Raw genomic sequence first — 17360 nt, forward strand, 5'->3', positions numbered from 1 at the left:
TCAACATGGGTTCGGGATAACTCATCTCTCTGCACCATACCTGCCAACTCATTGGTTGACGTTTCCCCAACGCTCACGACCCGTGCTTTTAACAGGAGCCGCTTGAGGTGGTTTGAAGCCGGCTTCCTACAGCAGACTTCGGTGGGCCTACCACCATCTCTTCATGAGCTTATGCCATAGTCAGCCACCGTCCTATGCAGCTGATTTCTGTGCCTGCGGCACACTCTCGACAAACCAGTGCTGGCGGGCCGCTTCGGCCAGCTTTTTGTCGCTAAACTGGGCGGAGCTAATGTAGTAGCGGATCATCGGTGCTTCCGGGGCCTCATCACCTTCTTGGCGGAAGCTCATGACCACACCCACCGTTTTTAACCCTGGCCACTCGTAGCTAAGCTCCTGAAAGTCTTCAGTAAGATCGCTCACAATGTGATAACGCGTCTCTTGCCTGCCCCGGTTCTTCTCATCCGTGACATAGGCATCCCCTTCGAAGTTGACCACCTCGGCCATAGGGAACGCTGCCTCAAACGCGTCAGCTAGGCTCTGTCCGAAAAGTCGACGAGCGAAGGATAGACAAGGCAAAAAATCAGCGAAGAAGCGGAGTTTACAGGCAGTAAATGAGTATTTTGAGCTGGTTTTTAACACCGTATAGCCGAGCGCAGACACTTTTCAGACATGGCCTAGGGCTGGCTGATTTTCCTTTACCGACAGCAGGTAATCAGCACCTTTCTGAAGGACCTGCGTGGCGATCTTCTTATGGCAACCCATCGCATCGATGGTCACCAGGCATCCTTGTAGGTTCAGTAGCTTGAGCAGCTCCGGAATGGCCGCTATCTCGTTGGATTTCTCCGCTGTCTTGACCTGACCCAAGACCACCCCATTTGCCGCGCTGAAGGCGCTGACCATGTGGATGGCGCCCTTCCCCTTACCTCGGCAGTACGAGCCGCGCAGTGTCTTGCCCTCAATGGCCACCACCGCTCCATCGGTGACGTCATGGCAGGCCTTCATCCACTCGGGAAAGTCGACTGCAACTGCTCGGCACTCACCAGGGCCATCACCCGGGCCAACGTGTCGTGACTAGGAACTCCGGCACCAAAATCGCCGTACTGGCTAAGAAAATCCAGTTTTGCGTGGCCAAAATCTTCGATTTCGTCCCAGCCCTTGGCACCACAGATCACCGCACAGACGGTCAGAAACAGGATATCCGACAGCTGATGCTGCACTTTCCAAGCCTGGCGGAAGTCGGGAACGATCGATAAATGGTGCATGAGAGACGGTGTCAGCATGGGTCATCCATGAGCAAAAGGCGTTAGATGACCACATTAGCTCCTACTGGTAAAGCGCTACGAAGCCCGTCGTAGAGCGGTTTTTCATGCGTTTTCCCTGGCGTTTTCCCTGCGTCATCTGGCGTCCCTGATCATACGTCATGCTCTTCCGTGCAGCCAATGGCACTCGGTTCAGCGCAGCGCTAAAGCCTTCCACGGCAGCGGTGGCGGTTGCATCGTTCATCTTCGCCAGAATCAGGTAACTGCTTTTCAATTCGACGAGGGTGCCGACAGCCGATGCATTGCCCTTGCCTTTGATCAGGTCGTCTTCCCAGTGCCCGGGGAATTCACGCTTTTTCACCTCGGGAGGGCAGAGGTGAATACTGACCATATCAGGGATCTGGTTGCGCCGATCGACTTGCCCTCGCCGCGGCTTGCAAGTCGCTTTTCCTTGCAGCAAGCAGCGGAACAGCTCTTTTCGTAGCTCTCCGACGGGCAACGCATAAATAGCGCTGTAGATCTTTTCACGGCAGACGTAGGCGTCTCGGAGGTCAGGGATATTCATATGCTTGAGCTTGCCGCTGATCTGCTCGGGGGACAAGCGCCGACGCAGCATGTGCTGAATCAAGGCGAACCGAGGGCTTCCAGGAAGTAGCTTGCGCCTTGGCCGATAGACGGCTCGGCGATCCTGGCGGCGCTGTTGCGCGTTTGGCGCACGATATCGGCCATCAGACGATCCATTGCGGCGTATCTCTCGACTGATCGTCGATGGAGACCGCTCGAGCAGAGCCGCCACCTGCCTGATGCTCAAGCCTTGCGCGAGGCTGACCTAGATCGTCGCACGTTCTTCGATGCAGAGTTCAGAATATGACATGGAGACAACACCTTACCGATTCGGTCAGGTGTTGCACTCAGAATTTGTGGCCAAGTTGTTATCATTTGACACTGAGATAGCCATGGGGGTTATTTTTCTGCCATCTCCAAGTATCGCGCAGCATCTCCTCAAGCCCGCGCTTAGCCCACCAGCCCAATTCTCGCTTGGCCTTCCCGGCATCAGCCCAAAAGGCATCAATATCACCTTCACGCCGAGGTGCAATTCGATACGGCACACTCTGGCCAGTAACCTGCTCGAAAGTCTTGATCATCTTTAGTACCGAGACCCCCTGCCCAGTACCAAGATTGAAGATATGGACGCCCGGCTGCCTGTGGCTCGAAAGAGAGGCCACATGCCCATCCGCTAGATCCATCACGTGTAGGTAGTCACGCACACAGGTTCCATCCTCGGTAGAGTAGTCGTCGCCGAAGACCGAAAGTTCCAAGCGCCGCCCCACAGCCACCTGTGCAATGAACGGCATCAAATTGTTCGGTATACCCTGAGGATCTTCACCGATCTGACCTGAAGGATGAGCACCGATGGGATTGAAGTAACGCAGAAGTGAAACCGACCACCGCTCATCCGCTCGGGATAGATCCATGAGAAGTTGCTCTACCATCGACTTAGAACTGCCGTAGGGGTTAGACGTGCTCCCCCTAGGCATTGTCTCTATATAGGGCACTGGTGCATCCGGTCCATAGACAGTGGCCGAGGAGCTGAACACAATTTTGTACACTCCTGCTGCTGCCATTGCCTGGCAAAGCACCAGCGAACCATGCATGTTGGTGTCATAATAAGCCAGTGGCTGTTCCACGCTCTCACCTACGGCCTTTAGTCCAGCGAAATGTATTACTGCATCAATGGCATACTCGGCAAACAATCGGTCTAACAATGGACGATCACGCACATCGCCTTCGACAAACCTCACAGATTTACTCGTAATAGTCTCTACTCGGTGCAACGCCTCACGTGAGCCATTGACCAAGCTGTCCAAAACTATAACATCGTAGCCAACCTCTAACAGTTGCACGACAGTATGCGAACCAATATAACCGGCCCCGCCGGTGACCAGAATACTCATTTTATTTCCTTTGCCTTACTTTTTCCTCTAGCCAGAAATTGTGGAAGCTTAGAGAGGTTCTTGAACGGCAAGGCCACTAAAGGATTGACGCCATTATTGCGCATAACGGTGAAATCTTCTTTCGACTTGTGCACGATCTGTATCAGACTACCGTTGCTGGCCCCACCCACGCGCATTTTTACCAAGACTTCAGGCAGATAGGCTGCCATGACCTTCTCGCTGGCGAGATAACGTAGCAGCGCATCATAGTCGCCGGCGATACGGTAGCGTAGATCGAAACCACCCAGTTCCCGATAAAGCTCACGACGCATGAAGAAAGTCGGGTGCGGCGGCATCCAGCCACGCTTGAGCTTATTCTGGCTGAAAGCGCCAGAAACCCAGTGGCGGATTACCCGGTCAGTATCCAGTGCATCCACGTACTGCAGGTCGCCATAGACCGCGCCCACCGCTGGGTCATCGAAACAGGCAGCCACCTTTGCCAGAACCTCGTCGTGAGCGTATAAATCATCGGAATGCAGGAACCCTAATACCTCGCCGCTAGCCTGATCGATTCCCTTATTCAGGGCGTCGTAGATGCCTCGATCCGCTTCAGAAATAAGCACATCACCCATCCCCAAAGTTTTCCGAGCAACGGCCACGGTATCATCCTTCGAAGCTCCATCAATCACCACATGCTCAACTTGTGACCAAGATTGCTGCTTCAAGCTGGCAATGGCCTGACCGATAGTCGCTTGGCTGTTGAAGCATGCAGTGATCACGGAGATCTTCAATGGTTTACTCATCAGCAGCGCCCATAGCGATCGTTGAATCGCACAATATCGTCCTCGCCTAGATAGGAACCTGACTGCACCTCGATCAGTTCCAGAGGAATTTTGCCTGGGTTCTCTAAGGCATGAACCTGGCCGATAGGGATATAGGTCGATTCGTTCTCACTAATAAGACGAGTTGTCTCGCCGATGGTGACCTTAGCTGTGCCTGATACCACTACCCAGTGTTCAGCGCGATGGTGGTGCATCTGTACCGAAAGCTTAGAGCCTGGGTTCACTGTGATGCACTTGACCTGATATCGCTCCCCGCTATCAATACTGTCGTAAACTCCCCAAGGGCGATAGACTTCTCGATGGCTTGCTTGCTCACTACGACCTTCGGCCTTGAGGCGTGCGACAATCTGCTTTACTTCCTGAACCCTATCCTTATGGGCGACCAGTACGGCATCCTTAGTCTCCACCACTACTAGTCCTTCGACTCCTACCGTGGCCACCAGCCGATGATCTGCATGCACCATCAGATTGTGGCTATCGTGGAGCATTACGTCGCCTTGGCAGGCATTGCCCTGTGAATCATGCTCGCTCACCTCCCACAACGCCGACCAAGAGCCAATATCGCTCCAGCCTGCGTCCAGCGGTACTACACTGGCATGCTCGGTGTGTTCCATCACCGCATAGTCAACAGATGCCGCCGGGCAGGCCTTGAATGATTCTGCGTCCAGTCGAGTAAAGTCGAGATCTTGACTAGCCCCATCCAGGGCAGCACGACAGGCTTCCACCATGGCAGGCTGGAACCGCAACAACTCTTCCAAGTAGCGCCTGGCCGAGAACAAAAACATGCCACTGTTCCAGTAGTAATCGCCGGTAGCTAGGTAGTGTTCAGCGGTAATCCGGTCCGGCTTCTCAACGAAACGCTTGACTTTGAAGCCGAAATCATGCTGCGCTGCGCCACGCTGGATATAGCCATAGCCGGTCTCGGCATGGGTTGGTACCACCCCGAAAGTGACCAACTGGTCCTGCTCAGCGAGCTGACGAGCATAATTCATACTTTCATGGAACTTCGCGACGTCTTGGATTAGATGGTCAGCGGCCAATACCAGCAGTAGTGCCTCGGGTTCCTTTTCCACCGCCTGCAAGGCAGCCAGCGCAATTGCCGGAGCGGTGTTACGACCTTCCGGCTCGAGTAGGATGTGGGCATCAGTAATGCCCTGCTGGCGCACCTGTTCCGCCACGAGGAAACGATGCTCCTCGTTACAAATGATCAGTGGCTCCCGATGCTCCATGGGGGCCAAGCGCTTGAGAGTCTCCTGCAGCATGCTGAATTCGCCTGTGAGCGGCAGGAACTGTTTAGGGCGCAACTGCCGCGACAGTGGCCACAACCGCGAGCCAGTACCCCCGGCCATGATGACGGGTGTGATCATGGTGAATCTCCGTGTTCAGAAAATATTAGTTCTGAGTGAGTACCGATACAGCCGGCTTATAGGCCAGCGTATTGGCATGTACCGTATCATCGTCAAAGCTGACATGCGGCGACCACCAGCGATATTTTGTATGCTGTTGACGTGGCAGATGTTCAACCTCCAACTCTAGGGTTACTTGATAAGCCAACACTAAATAATGCGTTGGCACCTCTGGATCAAGCATGCTGTCGGAATAAAAATGCTGATATACACCAAGAAAGTGCATGTGCTCCAGACCAATGGCTTGTCCTAACTCGCCGGCTGTCAGACGTACCGTTGCTCTTTCGAGCGTCTCTCCCTTGCGAACCCGCCCACCGGGTACAAACCAGCTACCTTGGGCCGGGCGGTTTACACGCTGACCTAGTAGCCACTCGTCACGATAGTTGGTCACTACAAAGTCAAGCGAAACCAAAGGCGTATGAGCAATAACATGGAGAAAAGCATCATCACTCAACCAACCTTGGCGGTTAAACTGCATCTCACACATGGCAATCAACCGCGGAATCGATCTTGGTGATCAAGGAACCACCGGTAAGCATCATACAAACCATCCTTCAAGGTGATACTGGCCTGCCAACCCAGCGTGTTTAGTCGCGAGACGTCCATTAGCTTGCGTGGAGCGCCATCGGGCTTGCTTGCATCGAAGGAGAGTTCGCCTTCAAAGTCCGTCACCAGCTTCACGGTCTCGGCTAATTCCCGGATGGTGCAATCTTGCCCGGAACCCACATTGATATGCGAAAGCATCGGCGAAGTATTGGCTTCATAAGTCGCACCATCAAGTTCCATAACATGCACGCTAGCCGCAGCCATATCGTCAACATGAAGGAACTCACGCATCGGCGTGCCACTTCCCCATACTACGACCTCACTTTCGCCCTGCTCTTTGGCTTCATGGAACCGACGTAATAACGCTGGAATTACATGCGAATTTTCGGGATGGAAGTTGTCATTTGGCCCATAGAGATTGGTTGGCATAACACTACGATAGTCGCGCCCATACTGGCGATTGTAGCTTTCGCAGAGTTTAATTCCCGCAATCTTAGCAATGGCATATGGTTCGTTAGTGGGTTCCAAAGTACCGGTAAGCAGCGCCTCCTCTCGCAATGGCTGATCGGCCAACTTCGGATAGATACAAGAGGATCCCAGGAACAATAGCTTATTCACATCAGCATGATGGGCTGCATTGATGACATTTGCCTCAATCATCAAGTTCTGATAGATAAATTCTGCAGGGTATCTATTATTGGCCTGGATACCGCCCACTTTAGCCCCAGCAAGGTAAACTTGACTGATAGCATGGCGATTAAAATAGGCTTGGACTTGAGATTGATCAGTAAGATCTAACTCACCACGGTCGGCAGTAAGAATATTGCGATAGCCCAGCGCCTTGAGCCGGCGCACGATAGCAGACCCGACCATTCCACGATGTCCAGCCACGAAAACTGGTAGACCTAGATAATCTGACACGTTTACCCCTCCACCGGGACCGGAATATCGTAGCCATGCTTCTTAAGAAGAGCATGACGCTGGGCAACTTTCAAATCTTCAGCAACCATTTCTGAACACATATCCTGCACCGTTATTTCCGGTTCCCAGCCCAATTTATCTTTAGCTTTGGCTGGGTCGCCTAGTAGAGTTTCGACTTCGGCGGGACGGAAGTAACGTGGATCAACTCTAACGATGATATCACCAACTTTTCTTCCAGGAGCCAGTTCGCCATCGATACTATCAATAACCGCTTGCTCCTCAAGCCCCTTCCCCTCAAAGCGGAGCGAGATACCAAGCTCAGAAGCACTTAATTGTATAAAATCACGAACAGAAATCTGCTTCCCAGTCGCTATCACGAAGTCTTCTGGGGTCTCTTGCTGCAGCATCATCCATTGCATGCGAACATAATCTTTGGCGTGCCCCCAGTCGCGCAGTGCGTCCATATTGCCCATGTAAAGGCAACCTTCGAGTCCTTGAGCGATATTGGCTAGACCTCGGGTAATTTTTCGGGTAACAAAGGTTTCACCACGACGCGGGGATTCATGATTAAAAAGTATGCCATTGCATGCATACATATCATAGGACTCACGGTAGTTTACAGTTATCCAGTAAGCATACAGCTTGGCCGCGGCGTAAGGGGAGCGCGGATAGAAAGGTGTGGTCTCTCTCTGAGGTGTTTCTTGGACTTCACCAAACAATTCTGAAGTAGAAGCTTGATAGAATTTAGTTTTCTTTTCTAAACCTAGCAACCGAATCGCCTCAAGGATACGAAGCGTTCCAAGCGCATCAACATCAGCAGTGTACTCAGGAGACTCAAAACTCACCGCAACATGTGATTGAGCCGCCAAATTATATATCTCATCCGGCTTCACTTGCTGGATAATTCTTGTCAGGTTCGACGAGTCAGACAAATCACCATAGTGCAGTACGAAGTTTTGATTATGGACATGCGGATCTTGATAAATGTGATCCACCCGCTGAGTGTTAAACGAAGAAGCGCGGCGCTTTATTCCATGAACTTCATAACCTTTTTCAAGAAGAAACTCTGCGAGGTAAGAGCCATCCTGACCGGTAACACCTGTAATCAATGCTTTCTTCATCTTCACACCACCTTTATATCGAGCTTTTCTTGGATTGCTTCAGAACATGAGACATCAAACTTTCTCATGTACTCCAAAACATCTTTAACGTTCATATCGACTAAGTTTCTATACCACAATGTCTGCATAAAAGCCCACTCATAACCTTGCCTCCCATCAAGGAACCCCCCCAGAATCACATAGCGGTAAAAAAACAAAACCCAAGACCTAATGTAAATTGGAAGAATATTAAATATTTTTTTAAAAAAACGAGTCTTTGAATTTTTCCCTACCCCGGCTGACTCCCGAAATAAAAAAAACTTTTGATTTAACACGTCGACTGCTTCTCTTTTTGCGTACCCGACATGTTTTTCAAGCCACCACCCAAAAGGTTTTAATGATTCGTCAACCAATTTACCATCACAGAGCGACGAGTTTTCACCCTCAACAACAATATGCTCGTCCATCCATCTATTTTCGCAATAACCAAGCCCCCCCCTCCACAGTCTAAGCATATAGTACTTACTCATCCCACCCTGCTTTAATAGGCGCCCTTTGAAGCAGATATATCTATTAAGATAGATAGCATTCACACTCTCATCTTCAACTTTCTTGCAAATACTCTCTGCACACTGATCGTCTATATACTCGTCCGCATCAATTCTAAAAACCCAGTCAGCGCCCCCAACAAAATTATTGAGTGCGTAATTAAACTGATGTGAATAATTAACCCATGGATTGAAATAGACTTCACATCCATTTTCTTTCGCTATCTTACAGGTTAAGTCGCTCGACCCTGAGTCAACAACTACGACTTTTGCGTTTATTTTTTTTAAAGACTCAACACATCTAGCTAGATGCAACTCTTCATCTTTAGTTAGGATAATGGCAACTATTTTATTAGCGTGCATACCTAATCCAACCATAGATTCTAGGGAAATTTCGTCGTGCTATATTTGCCGACACAGATACAACTAAAAAAAACATCCTAGCGGGAAATGACAACCCAAGAACTCTTTTCTTTATACTAAAGGCTTCAACAGCCCCTGCTATATACTTTTCCCCAGAAAGGCCTGCAACTTCAAAATCGCATATGACAAAGTCCAACTTCAGGCAGTGATCATCTTTCCGAACCACCCTACAGAAAAGATCATAATCTGCAGCTATCGAATATTCAGTGTCGTAAATCTCGCCTTCTAGGGATTGAGCGTTAAAAAACATAGCCTGATGATGCGCAACCATACCATATGAAATTTTTGATAAATTTCTCGCTGGCTTTACTACTAACTCAGCACCATGATTTTCACAGGCTCCTCCATAAACAACCGCCGGATATGATCGCTCATTTGAAACTGCATCATAAACCTTGCGCAAAACATTTTCTTCATGGAAGACATCACCTGAATTCATAAAGATAACATAGGATCCCCTTGCTAACTTCAGCCCTTTATTCATCGCATCGTAGATGCCATTATCTTTTTCCGAAATAACGGTAACAGCTGGGGAATCAATCGACTCTAAAAACTCTAACGTTCCATCATGAGACCCACCATCAATAATAATGTGCTCAAAACTTCCAAAATCTTGCATCTTCGTAGATTCGAAAGTGCGTCTCAGCCCACTTAAGTTTTGAAAGGCGACTGTCACTACAGAAAAAAAAGGATACATAGGATCTCTATTTTAAAAATAATATTGATTGATTGATAAATTAATTCTACTTTTTGGACACCTTGTGATTGACAACACGCTGCGCAAATAGGTCGGCTTCATTTAGGGCTGCGTGTAATGCCCCCCTGTTTTCTGCACATCTCATCCAGTTAATGCGAGATGTGCCCGGGGTGCCACATAGCCCAGAGCCTGATGTGGCCGCTCTTCGTTGTAGTACTGGATCCAGCGGCTGATCACGATCCTGGCTTGGCCCAGCGATTCAAAGCGGTGTTGCCAGATACACTCTTCCTTCAAGGATCGGAAAAAGCGCTCCACAAGGCCGTTCTGCTCAGGCGTGTAGGGCGTCGTGAACTCTTGAGTCAGCCCGCCTTCACTGTGGCCGTGTAATGACGACTGCTGAAGACGAGGCCGTTGTCGGACCCCAACGCCAAAGGCTGATGAATCCGGCCCAAAGCGCCGAATCGATGCACCAGGGCCTCTTCCAGCGCGGCCTCTGCGGTCTTGCTGCTGCCATTGTCCGATAACCGCCAGCCTAGGATCTCACGCGTGCAGCAGTCGATGATGACCGCCAAGCTGGCCCGCCGATCCTTACCGCACCACACATGGGTGAGATCGGTCGCCCAGCGCTCATCAGGTCGTGAGGCCACTGAGGGTAGTCTCCTGGCACGCGGTCGGAAGCCCTGCGGCCGCTTGCGTACCTGCCAGCCCTTCAACTGCAGGATTCGCTGGATCGGCTTACGGTTCTCACCCAGCACACACGCCAGTCGGCGATAGCCATAGGTGGGGAAGCGCTCCAGGGCCAGCTTCACACGAGCTGCCAGGTCGGTATTGATCACACGGCGTCGTGCCTTGGGCCGGTAGTAGAGAGTCCGACGGGGAAGCCCCAACTGATCTTACCCAGCAATCGTGGACACCGATCTAAGCGATCATTCGGGCCTCGAAGGCCTCTGGGCTGATCATCCCAATCGCACTGTGCCGGCGCTGCCGGTTGTAGTCTATCTCGATGTACTCGAACACTTGCCGCCGAATGGCATTCCGGGTTTCGAAACGCTCACCATGGATCGCCTCAACCTTCAGGCTATGGAAGAAGCTCTCGGCACAGGCGTTATCGTAGCAATTGCCTTTGGCGCTCATGCTGCCCGTGAGTTCATATTTCATGAGCAGTGTCTGGTACAGAGTTGAGCAATATTGGCTGCCGCGATCGGAATGGGTAATCACTCCCTGGGGCGACTTTCGGCGCGACAACGCCATTTTGAGGGCGTCACCCGCCAGATCCGCCGTCATCCGTTCGCTCATGGCCCACCCGATCACTTTGCGCGAGTAGAGGTCGATTAACACCGCCAAGTAGAGCCATCCCTCAGAGGTCGCCAAGTATGTGATGTCGCCGACCCATTTCTGGTTGGGCGCCTTGGCGGTAAAGTCTTGTTCCAGCAGGTTAGGGGCCACCGGCAGAGAGTGCCTCGAGTTCGTCGTCGCCTTGAACTTGCGTGCCGCTTTGGCGCGAAGTCCCTGGCGTTGCAGGCTAGGCCATGTCTGAAAAGTGTCTGCGCTCGGCTATACGGCGTTAAAAATCAGCTCAAAATACTCATTTACGGCCTGTAAACTCCGCTTTTTCGCTGATTTTTGCCTTGTCTATCCTTCGCTCGTCGACTTTTCGGACAAAGCCTAGCGGCGATCGTCTTGCGGTTCACGGACAGACCGTCGTCGATGAGATCCAGTACCAACCTGGGAGCGCCTGAGCGTCCTCTCCGCCGCTGAAAAACCTCCGCCACTCGCTGGTCGAGAACAGCCTGCTGACGGCGCCTCAGGGAGGGTGTGCCACCCCGTTTACACCAGCCATAGTAGCCACTGCGCGCGACGCCAAGCGCCTTGTACATTAGCTGGATGTGGAACGTATGACGATGGCCGTGGATGAAGGTGTACTTCACTTCAGGTTTTTCGCGAAGTACACCGCCGCTTTTTTATGATGGCCATTTCCTCCGACATTTCAGCGAGTTGCCGCTTCAGCCGGGCGTTTTCATCCGCTAGTGATTGCTCACGCTCAGACGAACTCTTTTTCTGCTGAACCTTAGCGCGCCACTGGTAAAGCTGGCTGGGTTGTAACCCCAGCTCACGAGCAGCGGCGGTGACGCCTACGCGATCAGCGAGGGAAAGTGCCTCCTCGCGATAGGCATCGGAGTAATGGGTACGTTGTTTCTTCATCGGAGTAGCTTGCCTAGCCATAGGACACCTCATTCAGTGTACTTCCTTAACGGGATGTCCACTGTTGCTGGGCAAGATCAAACCACCGACACAGCCTGACGGGTGATACCGCATGGCCCTCCTGGGCCAATTCCGCCTGCAGCGACCTTACGAGTTCTCGTCCTCGTCGAGCAGGCGGCGAAACTTTTTTAATGCATAGATCTGCAGATGGGCCTCACCCAACGCCTCCTTAGTTTCCCGAAGCTCGGACTCATACTGCTCACGGATGTCTTTTGGGCGGGCCTTGAATCCGTTCTCCATGCTGCGCTGGGCCTCATCGATCCAGCCCTCGACCTCGGAGACGGTGAGATCATACTGGCGAGCCACCTCAGCGGCCGTGGTCTTGCCCTTGAAGATGTCCATGACCACGGCGGCCTTGCGCTTGGCGGTCCAGCGTTTGACGGTAGGTTCGTTGCTCATCTCATCCTCCTGATCGCTGCACTATAGCCTGTGCAGCTATGGAGGAGGTCACTTCAGACTGCACGTCACCTTTAACAATCTTTAAGGAAAAGACTAATCCCATACAAAACATAATCTGATAACTAAGAAAAGCAGGGACAAAAACTGTAGTAAGAAATAAAAACAAAAACCAAAGACGCGCAATCTTTGCTGACGAAAAACAAGCCAGATACAAGAAAAACACCAAATAAAATAAAAATGACCCAAACACACCAACCTCTATCAACATAGAAATCAATGAACTTTCAAAGTGTATCGATGGGTAAGCATTACTCTCAGTCAGTAAATAGCCTATGCCATGGCCAAAAAAAGCTTCAACCTCCGAAAAATCTTGGTAGTTTGAGAAAAACCAGAAATAATATCTTAATCTCCCTCTATTTCCTGGATCGCTGGGATCCAGAACCTGAAAAACTCTAAGCTCAGACAATTGCTCATGCACAAACAAAACCACTAGCACTAGACATGTAATTGACAAGCAAGCAAAAAACAGCTTGGAGGCAATTTTTTTATAGTGAAATAAGTAGCCGAATGAAACCAAAGAAATAAAAAGGATTAGCGAGAGCCTTGAACCTGACAAATATATCGCAAAGATTGACACCAAAATATAAAATACCAACATACCTCGCTTAAAAACAGGGATATCAGATAGGTAAAAAACCAGTGGTAGCGATAAAATTACAAACAAATTACTGCTAGAACCAACAAAAAAGTCGGACCTTTTTGCCACCACCCCTTCGGCAACGCCAGAAGAAGCATCAACTTCTACACTTTTAAAGACATCCCAAAAGTCAACAAACGCGTCTGCGATAACACCAAACCCTATAAATAGGCATATATAGGAAACTACTTTAAAAACCTCAACCTTCTTCTTAGCATACATCATCAACAGCAACGGAATTATAAACCAAATAAAACCAATAGCTCTATAAAAAAACCAAGTAAAAGAGACATCTTCCCATAGAAACGCGAAAAAACCATAAGCCAGAAAAGCATACAAGAAGAAAAATGGCAATATGATAACATGCGTCTCCCTTAACAACCCCTTCTTCAATTTCACAGCAAAGAAAATAAGCACTAGGAATACAGGCGCTATTATTTGTTTCCAATAGTCAAAACCAACATTCTCGAAAGCAAAATTGAAAAAACTCTGGTTCACTATCAGGAAGAAAAGCACCGCAAAAAACAACTCTCTTGTTTTAAACAAACCATTTAACTGCATGTCAGATTTCCGCCTTTTCTTCTAAGAAAGACTTGTAATGACCCCCTGGTTTCTGCACACCCTACGCGGCTAATGTCGGGTGTGCTCGGGGTGGCACATAGCCCAGAGACTGATGTGGCCGCTCTTCGTTGTAGTACCGGATCCAGCGATCGATCACGACCCTGGCTTGGCCCATCGCTCACCAAGCCTCGAGGCACAGACGGTAGACTCCTGGCGCGAGGGCGGAAGCCCTAGGCCGCTTGCGTACCTGCCAACCTTTGAGCTGCAAGATGCGCTGGATTGGCTTGCGATTTTCACCTAGGATGCACGCCAGTCGGCGATAGCCATAGGTAGGGAACCGTTCTAGGGTCAGCTTCACCCGCGCTGCCAGATCGGTATTGATGGCGCGCTGCCGCGGCTTGGGCCGGTAATACAGACTTCGCCTGGGAAGCCCTAACCAGCAGCAGAGCTTAACGAGCGATACCGCATGGCCTTCCTCGGCCAGTTGTGCCTGCAGCGACCTTACGAGTTCTCGTCCTCGTCGAGCAGGCGCTTGAATTTTTTTAGCGCATAGATCTGCAGATGGGCCGCGCCCAGTGCCTCCTTGGTCTCCCGGAGTTCAGATTCGTACTACTCACGGATGTCCTTGGGGCGGGCCTTGAACCCGTTCTCCATGCTCCGCTGGGCCTCATCGATCCAGCCCTCGACCTCGGAGACGGTGAGATCATAGTGGCGAGCGACTTCAGCGGCCGTGGTCTTGCCCTTGAAGATGTCCATGACCACGGCAGCTTTGCGCTTCGCGGTCCATCGCTTGATAGGGTTATCGTCACTCATACTGTCCTCCAGAGCTGCACTATAGCCTGTGCAGCTCTGGAGGGGGTCACTTCAGACTGTCTGAAAAATACTAAAAAACCATTACTTTTTCTTTTCCTGAAAATACACAAACAACATCACCATAGCTTCCGACAACACAGTTGTTACAGCTGCAACATGCAGACCAAAAGCAGGGACAAAGAGAATATTTAAAACCACATTCGAAACACCAGCAATCAATCTTATCCTAACAAATTTACCGACTAAATCATTTGCCACCCAATACATTTCACTAACGACATTAGGCATACGAAAAATAAAAAACAACGACAATATAGATAAAAGAAGAGGGGATTCTTCAAACCCATCTGGGTATAAGTACTCAAAGCCATACCAGGCAAAGACTTGATAAAAAACCAAAAGCACCAAGGAAATAGCAAAAGAAGCTTTTTTCATTTCAAGCTTACTGAAAGGTTCTATTCCTTGAGAAACTTTAGGCATATAAAGAGACCACACCACACCAACTGCAATTTGGCCTACTGCTATAAAAGAATAAGCAGCAGCATATATGGCAAGCTCCTTCTCCCCGAGAAAAGCCTCTACGACAAACCTATCAGAGTGAAAATACAAGAAGAAAGAAAAGAATGAAATACTAAACGGCAGCCACTCTCTCCAACTCCTAATGATTAACGTGATTTTACCCACATTAAAAAAAAAGCTAATAAGAGGCCCTTTCATTCTACTAACCACACAAAAGAGCCACCCGCCATATAAAACAAAACCCACAAACGAGCCTGAAAGAACTGCTAGGAACAGGTCTTCCGTCATCACCAAAACTACCATCTTTACCAAGAAAATAGCTGCTTTATTTAAACTATCTAATTTTGAAAAACCCTCAAGAATAGAGTCTTTCTGATGAACAAAGAAGAGACATTTATGGAAAACACCTAAAGCCAATATTTCCGGAAGACTAGCAAGGAAAAGCTGCTTTCCACCACCACCTACATATAGATAAACAACACATAAAGAAACAAGAAAAATCGTGATGAAAAAAACCGGACCGACCAAGCTTTCTAAACTAGAACTACCACTCCTCATCCCCTTCGAACTCAACAAATAGTCTCTCAAGCCAAGATCGGAAAAAGAGACAACCGTCGATACTAATACAATCGCAAACGAAAGAGCCCCATACTCTTGGACACTAGTGGAGTTTGCAACTAAAATTAAAAAACAAAAGCCTAGCACTGGCTGCAAAATCATAGGCATAGCAACCAAGGACATTTTAAAAAACTCTGATACTGCCAAGCTTTTAATATTATTCTTAGCCGTCATTAGACTGCCACCCATTCCATATTAAAAAACCAACATCCATTACATAAAACCTCATATCGGTTTTTATTAACCTAGTGAAAAAGCATGCAGAAACAATTCTGCAACTCGCAAACACTCATTAGATTCTTTTTACATCCGATTCAGGTTATTCAAGAACTTCTTCTACCCTACTACCTAACTACAGGTTCAACCAAACTCTTCGCCTCGCACTCTGCGACAGGACAAATTTCAAACTTCAAATTTTCTTCAAAATTGAGCTTAAAAGCCAAACAGTAGGATGTCCAAAACTCAGAAACCCATCATCAGCCCATAGTACAAAAAAACAGACACCACAAGAAACTACAGTCCCCGCAACACCAGGCGCTATGGACATACAGTATAAAACAGCTACAAGATCGGCGTTAAACATCCTACGAACAAGTCAGCTTTTAATAATGTGCGACTAAACACCTTAGGAAACCCAATTTTTTTGCTTTTCCCGTTTCGCCGAGGAAGTCATTTTTTACAAAAAAGCCTCACATTCCTGTGAGGCTTCGTCGATAACTTTCACTCTATCCAAAACCAACGATAATGAGGCTTATCAATTATTTTTTTCATGATTTTCCTTTAGCCTCATACAGACTAAACTTGCAAACTGCAACAAAAAAACACCCATTACCGAAAGCATTACACCAAGTATAAGAGCCAAAGCCATGATTAACACACGACTCGTTCCTACCTCATCCAAGCTTTGAACGGCTGTCTGAGCCACTCGACCATTCTTTAAAAAATCTAGGCGATCCTTGGTCACCTCAATCTGGTCAGTATAGCTAGTAAGGAGGTCGCTGCCACCGGACGATGTAGATTGTTCAGCAGTGGCTAATGATGCTTGCAGACTTTCCAATCGATCCTTAAGGCTCGCCCGCTGACGATCCACCAATTCTTGCTGATTGCTTTCAATTCTCGTTAACAGCAAGCTATGCATCTCTTCAACGAGAGGCGCTTCGTCTTCGGATGCCTGAGAGGTGATTTTCACCAACTGTGTATCCTTCGGTGTCGCAATCTCTACAGAAAATGGTAAAGATTCAATTCCAGCTTGCTCTAGTAGTTCACGTGTCGATGGTGCCATATACAGGCTCTGCGCTTTTGCGATGACCGTGTTTGCTGATTCAAGTGCACGATCAGAGCTCTCCTCCCCAACCGCCGCTTGTTCAGCGACTTCGTATATCGATACATAATTGTAGGTCGGTGTAGTAGATAGTACATAGACCAAGGCCGCAAGCACCACAACCGCAAAGATAATGGCCATTGCCTTCCAACGGCGCACCAGAATAACGGCGAGGTCGACTAGGGAAATTTCGTCATCGTGTGAGAGGCGCTGCTCTGTCATTGCTAAGGCTACCAGTTGATTAGCATTTCATTTTGTGTGGCGAGCGGGCACGCTACCGCCCGGGGATTACCTGGGCTATTCCCTAACCCTATGATTCACATTAGCTTACGCAAATTTCCAACAGCATACTCATTGTATGCTGATTGTCCACGAAGCTCTATATCACTATCGTTAGAAAAGGTAGCGGGACGAATAGCTATTCCGCATCTGATGTCTATGGCGTTGATGCATACGCTTTTCGAACATGAAAGTCACGCCACCGAGGCCCTACT

At 49.2% G+C, this 17360-nt stretch carries 17 protein-coding genes and 3 pseudogenes; all 20 read right to left on the reverse strand.

Annotated elements, in window-relative coordinates; translation table 11 throughout:
- Positions 1–192: 192 nt before the first annotated feature.
- The 20 genes and pseudogenes from HF027_RS14025 to HF027_RS14125 all read right to left on the reverse strand — a co-directional run bounded on the left by HF027_RS14025 (position 193) and on the right by HF027_RS14125 (position 17088).
- Complete coding sequence (locus HF027_RS14025; protein ID WP_168016705.1) at positions 193–504, reverse strand: hypothetical protein; 312 nt, start codon at positions 502–504, stop codon at positions 193–195.
- A gap of 165 nt (positions 505–669) precedes the next feature.
- Positions 670–1280, reverse strand: a pseudogene (locus HF027_RS15655) (ISAs1 family transposase); the annotation flags it as partial.
- Between the two features lie 109 nt (positions 1281–1389).
- Positions 1390–2133, reverse strand: a pseudogene (locus HF027_RS14040) (IS30 family transposase); the annotation flags it as partial.
- A gap of 61 nt (positions 2134–2194) precedes the next feature.
- On the reverse strand, positions 2195–3214 hold the full coding sequence (gene galE, locus HF027_RS14045; RefSeq protein ID WP_168016711.1) for a UDP-glucose 4-epimerase GalE: 1020 nt from the start codon (positions 3212–3214) through the stop codon (positions 2195–2197).
- Positions 3211–3996, reverse strand: coding sequence for a glycosyltransferase family 2 protein (locus tag HF027_RS14050; RefSeq protein WP_209316452.1), 786 nt, complete (start codon positions 3994–3996; stop codon positions 3211–3213). The genes galE and HF027_RS14050 overlap by 4 nt, the downstream gene beginning before the upstream one ends.
- Positions 3996–5402 (reverse strand): mannose-1-phosphate guanylyltransferase/mannose-6-phosphate isomerase, encoded by a 1407-nt coding sequence (locus HF027_RS14055; protein ID WP_168016713.1) that lies wholly within the window; start codon positions 5400–5402, stop codon positions 3996–3998. Before HF027_RS14055 ends, HF027_RS14050 begins: the two co-directional genes overlap by 1 nt.
- 25 nt (positions 5403–5427) lie before the next feature.
- Complete coding sequence (locus HF027_RS14060) at positions 5428–5928, reverse strand: GDP-mannose mannosyl hydrolase (protein WP_209316453.1); 501 nt, start codon at positions 5926–5928, stop codon at positions 5428–5430.
- A 5-nt stretch (positions 5929–5933) separates the two neighbouring features.
- The gene (fcl, locus tag HF027_RS14065; RefSeq protein ID WP_280730188.1) at positions 5934–6908 is read right to left on the reverse strand and encodes a GDP-L-fucose synthase; all 975 of its coding nucleotides are present in this window, start codon (positions 6906–6908) and stop codon (positions 5934–5936) included.
- A gap of 2 nt (positions 6909–6910) precedes the next feature.
- The gene (gene gmd, locus HF027_RS14070) at positions 6911–8029 is read right to left on the reverse strand and encodes a GDP-mannose 4,6-dehydratase (protein ID WP_168016715.1); all 1119 of its coding nucleotides are present in this window, start codon (positions 8027–8029) and stop codon (positions 6911–6913) included.
- Between the two features lie 2 nt (positions 8030–8031).
- The gene (locus tag HF027_RS14075) at positions 8032–8919 is read right to left on the reverse strand and encodes a glycosyltransferase family 2 protein (RefSeq protein WP_168016717.1); all 888 of its coding nucleotides are present in this window, start codon (positions 8917–8919) and stop codon (positions 8032–8034) included.
- A complete protein-coding gene (locus HF027_RS14080; RefSeq protein WP_168016719.1) occupies positions 8909–9676 on the reverse strand; it encodes a glycosyltransferase family 2 protein in 768 nt (255 codons plus the stop codon). Before HF027_RS14080 ends, HF027_RS14075 begins: the two co-directional genes overlap by 11 nt.
- Positions 9677–9817: 141 nt before the next feature.
- Positions 9818–9991 carry an integrase core domain-containing protein gene (locus HF027_RS15880; protein WP_425338676.1) on the reverse strand — a complete coding sequence of 58 codons (174 nt, stop codon included), beginning with the start codon at positions 9989–9991 and terminating at the stop codon, positions 9818–9820.
- A 44-nt stretch (positions 9992–10035) separates the two neighbouring features.
- Positions 10036–10563, reverse strand: a complete 528-nt coding sequence (locus tag HF027_RS15660; protein WP_245184859.1) for a DDE-type integrase/transposase/recombinase — start codon at positions 10561–10563, stop codon at positions 10036–10038.
- Positions 10564–10594: 31 nt separating this feature from the next.
- A pseudogene (locus tag HF027_RS15885) lies at positions 10595–11899 on the reverse strand (IS3 family transposase).
- A gap of 126 nt (positions 11900–12025) precedes the next feature.
- The gene (locus tag HF027_RS14100; protein WP_168016723.1) at positions 12026–12337 is read right to left on the reverse strand and encodes a DUF1153 domain-containing protein; all 312 of its coding nucleotides are present in this window, start codon (positions 12335–12337) and stop codon (positions 12026–12028) included.
- 1 nt (position 12338) lies between these two features.
- On the reverse strand, positions 12339–13595 hold the full coding sequence (locus HF027_RS14105; protein WP_168016725.1) for an O-antigen ligase family protein: 1257 nt from the start codon (positions 13593–13595) through the stop codon (positions 12339–12341).
- Between the two features lie 61 nt (positions 13596–13656).
- A complete protein-coding gene (locus HF027_RS15890; RefSeq protein WP_168016727.1) occupies positions 13657–13770 on the reverse strand; it encodes an integrase core domain-containing protein in 114 nt (37 codons plus the stop codon).
- A 434-nt stretch (positions 13771–14204) separates the two neighbouring features.
- Positions 14205–14408, reverse strand: coding sequence for a DUF1153 domain-containing protein (locus HF027_RS14115; protein WP_209316454.1), 204 nt, complete (start codon positions 14406–14408; stop codon positions 14205–14207).
- A gap of 81 nt (positions 14409–14489) precedes the next feature.
- Complete coding sequence (locus tag HF027_RS14120; protein WP_168016729.1) at positions 14490–15719, reverse strand: oligosaccharide flippase family protein; 1230 nt, start codon at positions 15717–15719, stop codon at positions 14490–14492.
- Positions 15720–16299: 580 nt separating this feature from the next.
- The gene (locus HF027_RS14125; RefSeq protein ID WP_168016730.1) at positions 16300–17088 is read right to left on the reverse strand and encodes a Wzz/FepE/Etk N-terminal domain-containing protein; all 789 of its coding nucleotides are present in this window, start codon (positions 17086–17088) and stop codon (positions 16300–16302) included.
- Positions 17089–17360 lie beyond the last annotated feature (272 nt).

The sequence above is a fragment of the Halomonas salinarum genome (assembly GCF_012062845.1).
GTDB lineage: Bacteria > Pseudomonadota > Gammaproteobacteria > Pseudomonadales > Halomonadaceae > Onishia > Onishia salinarum.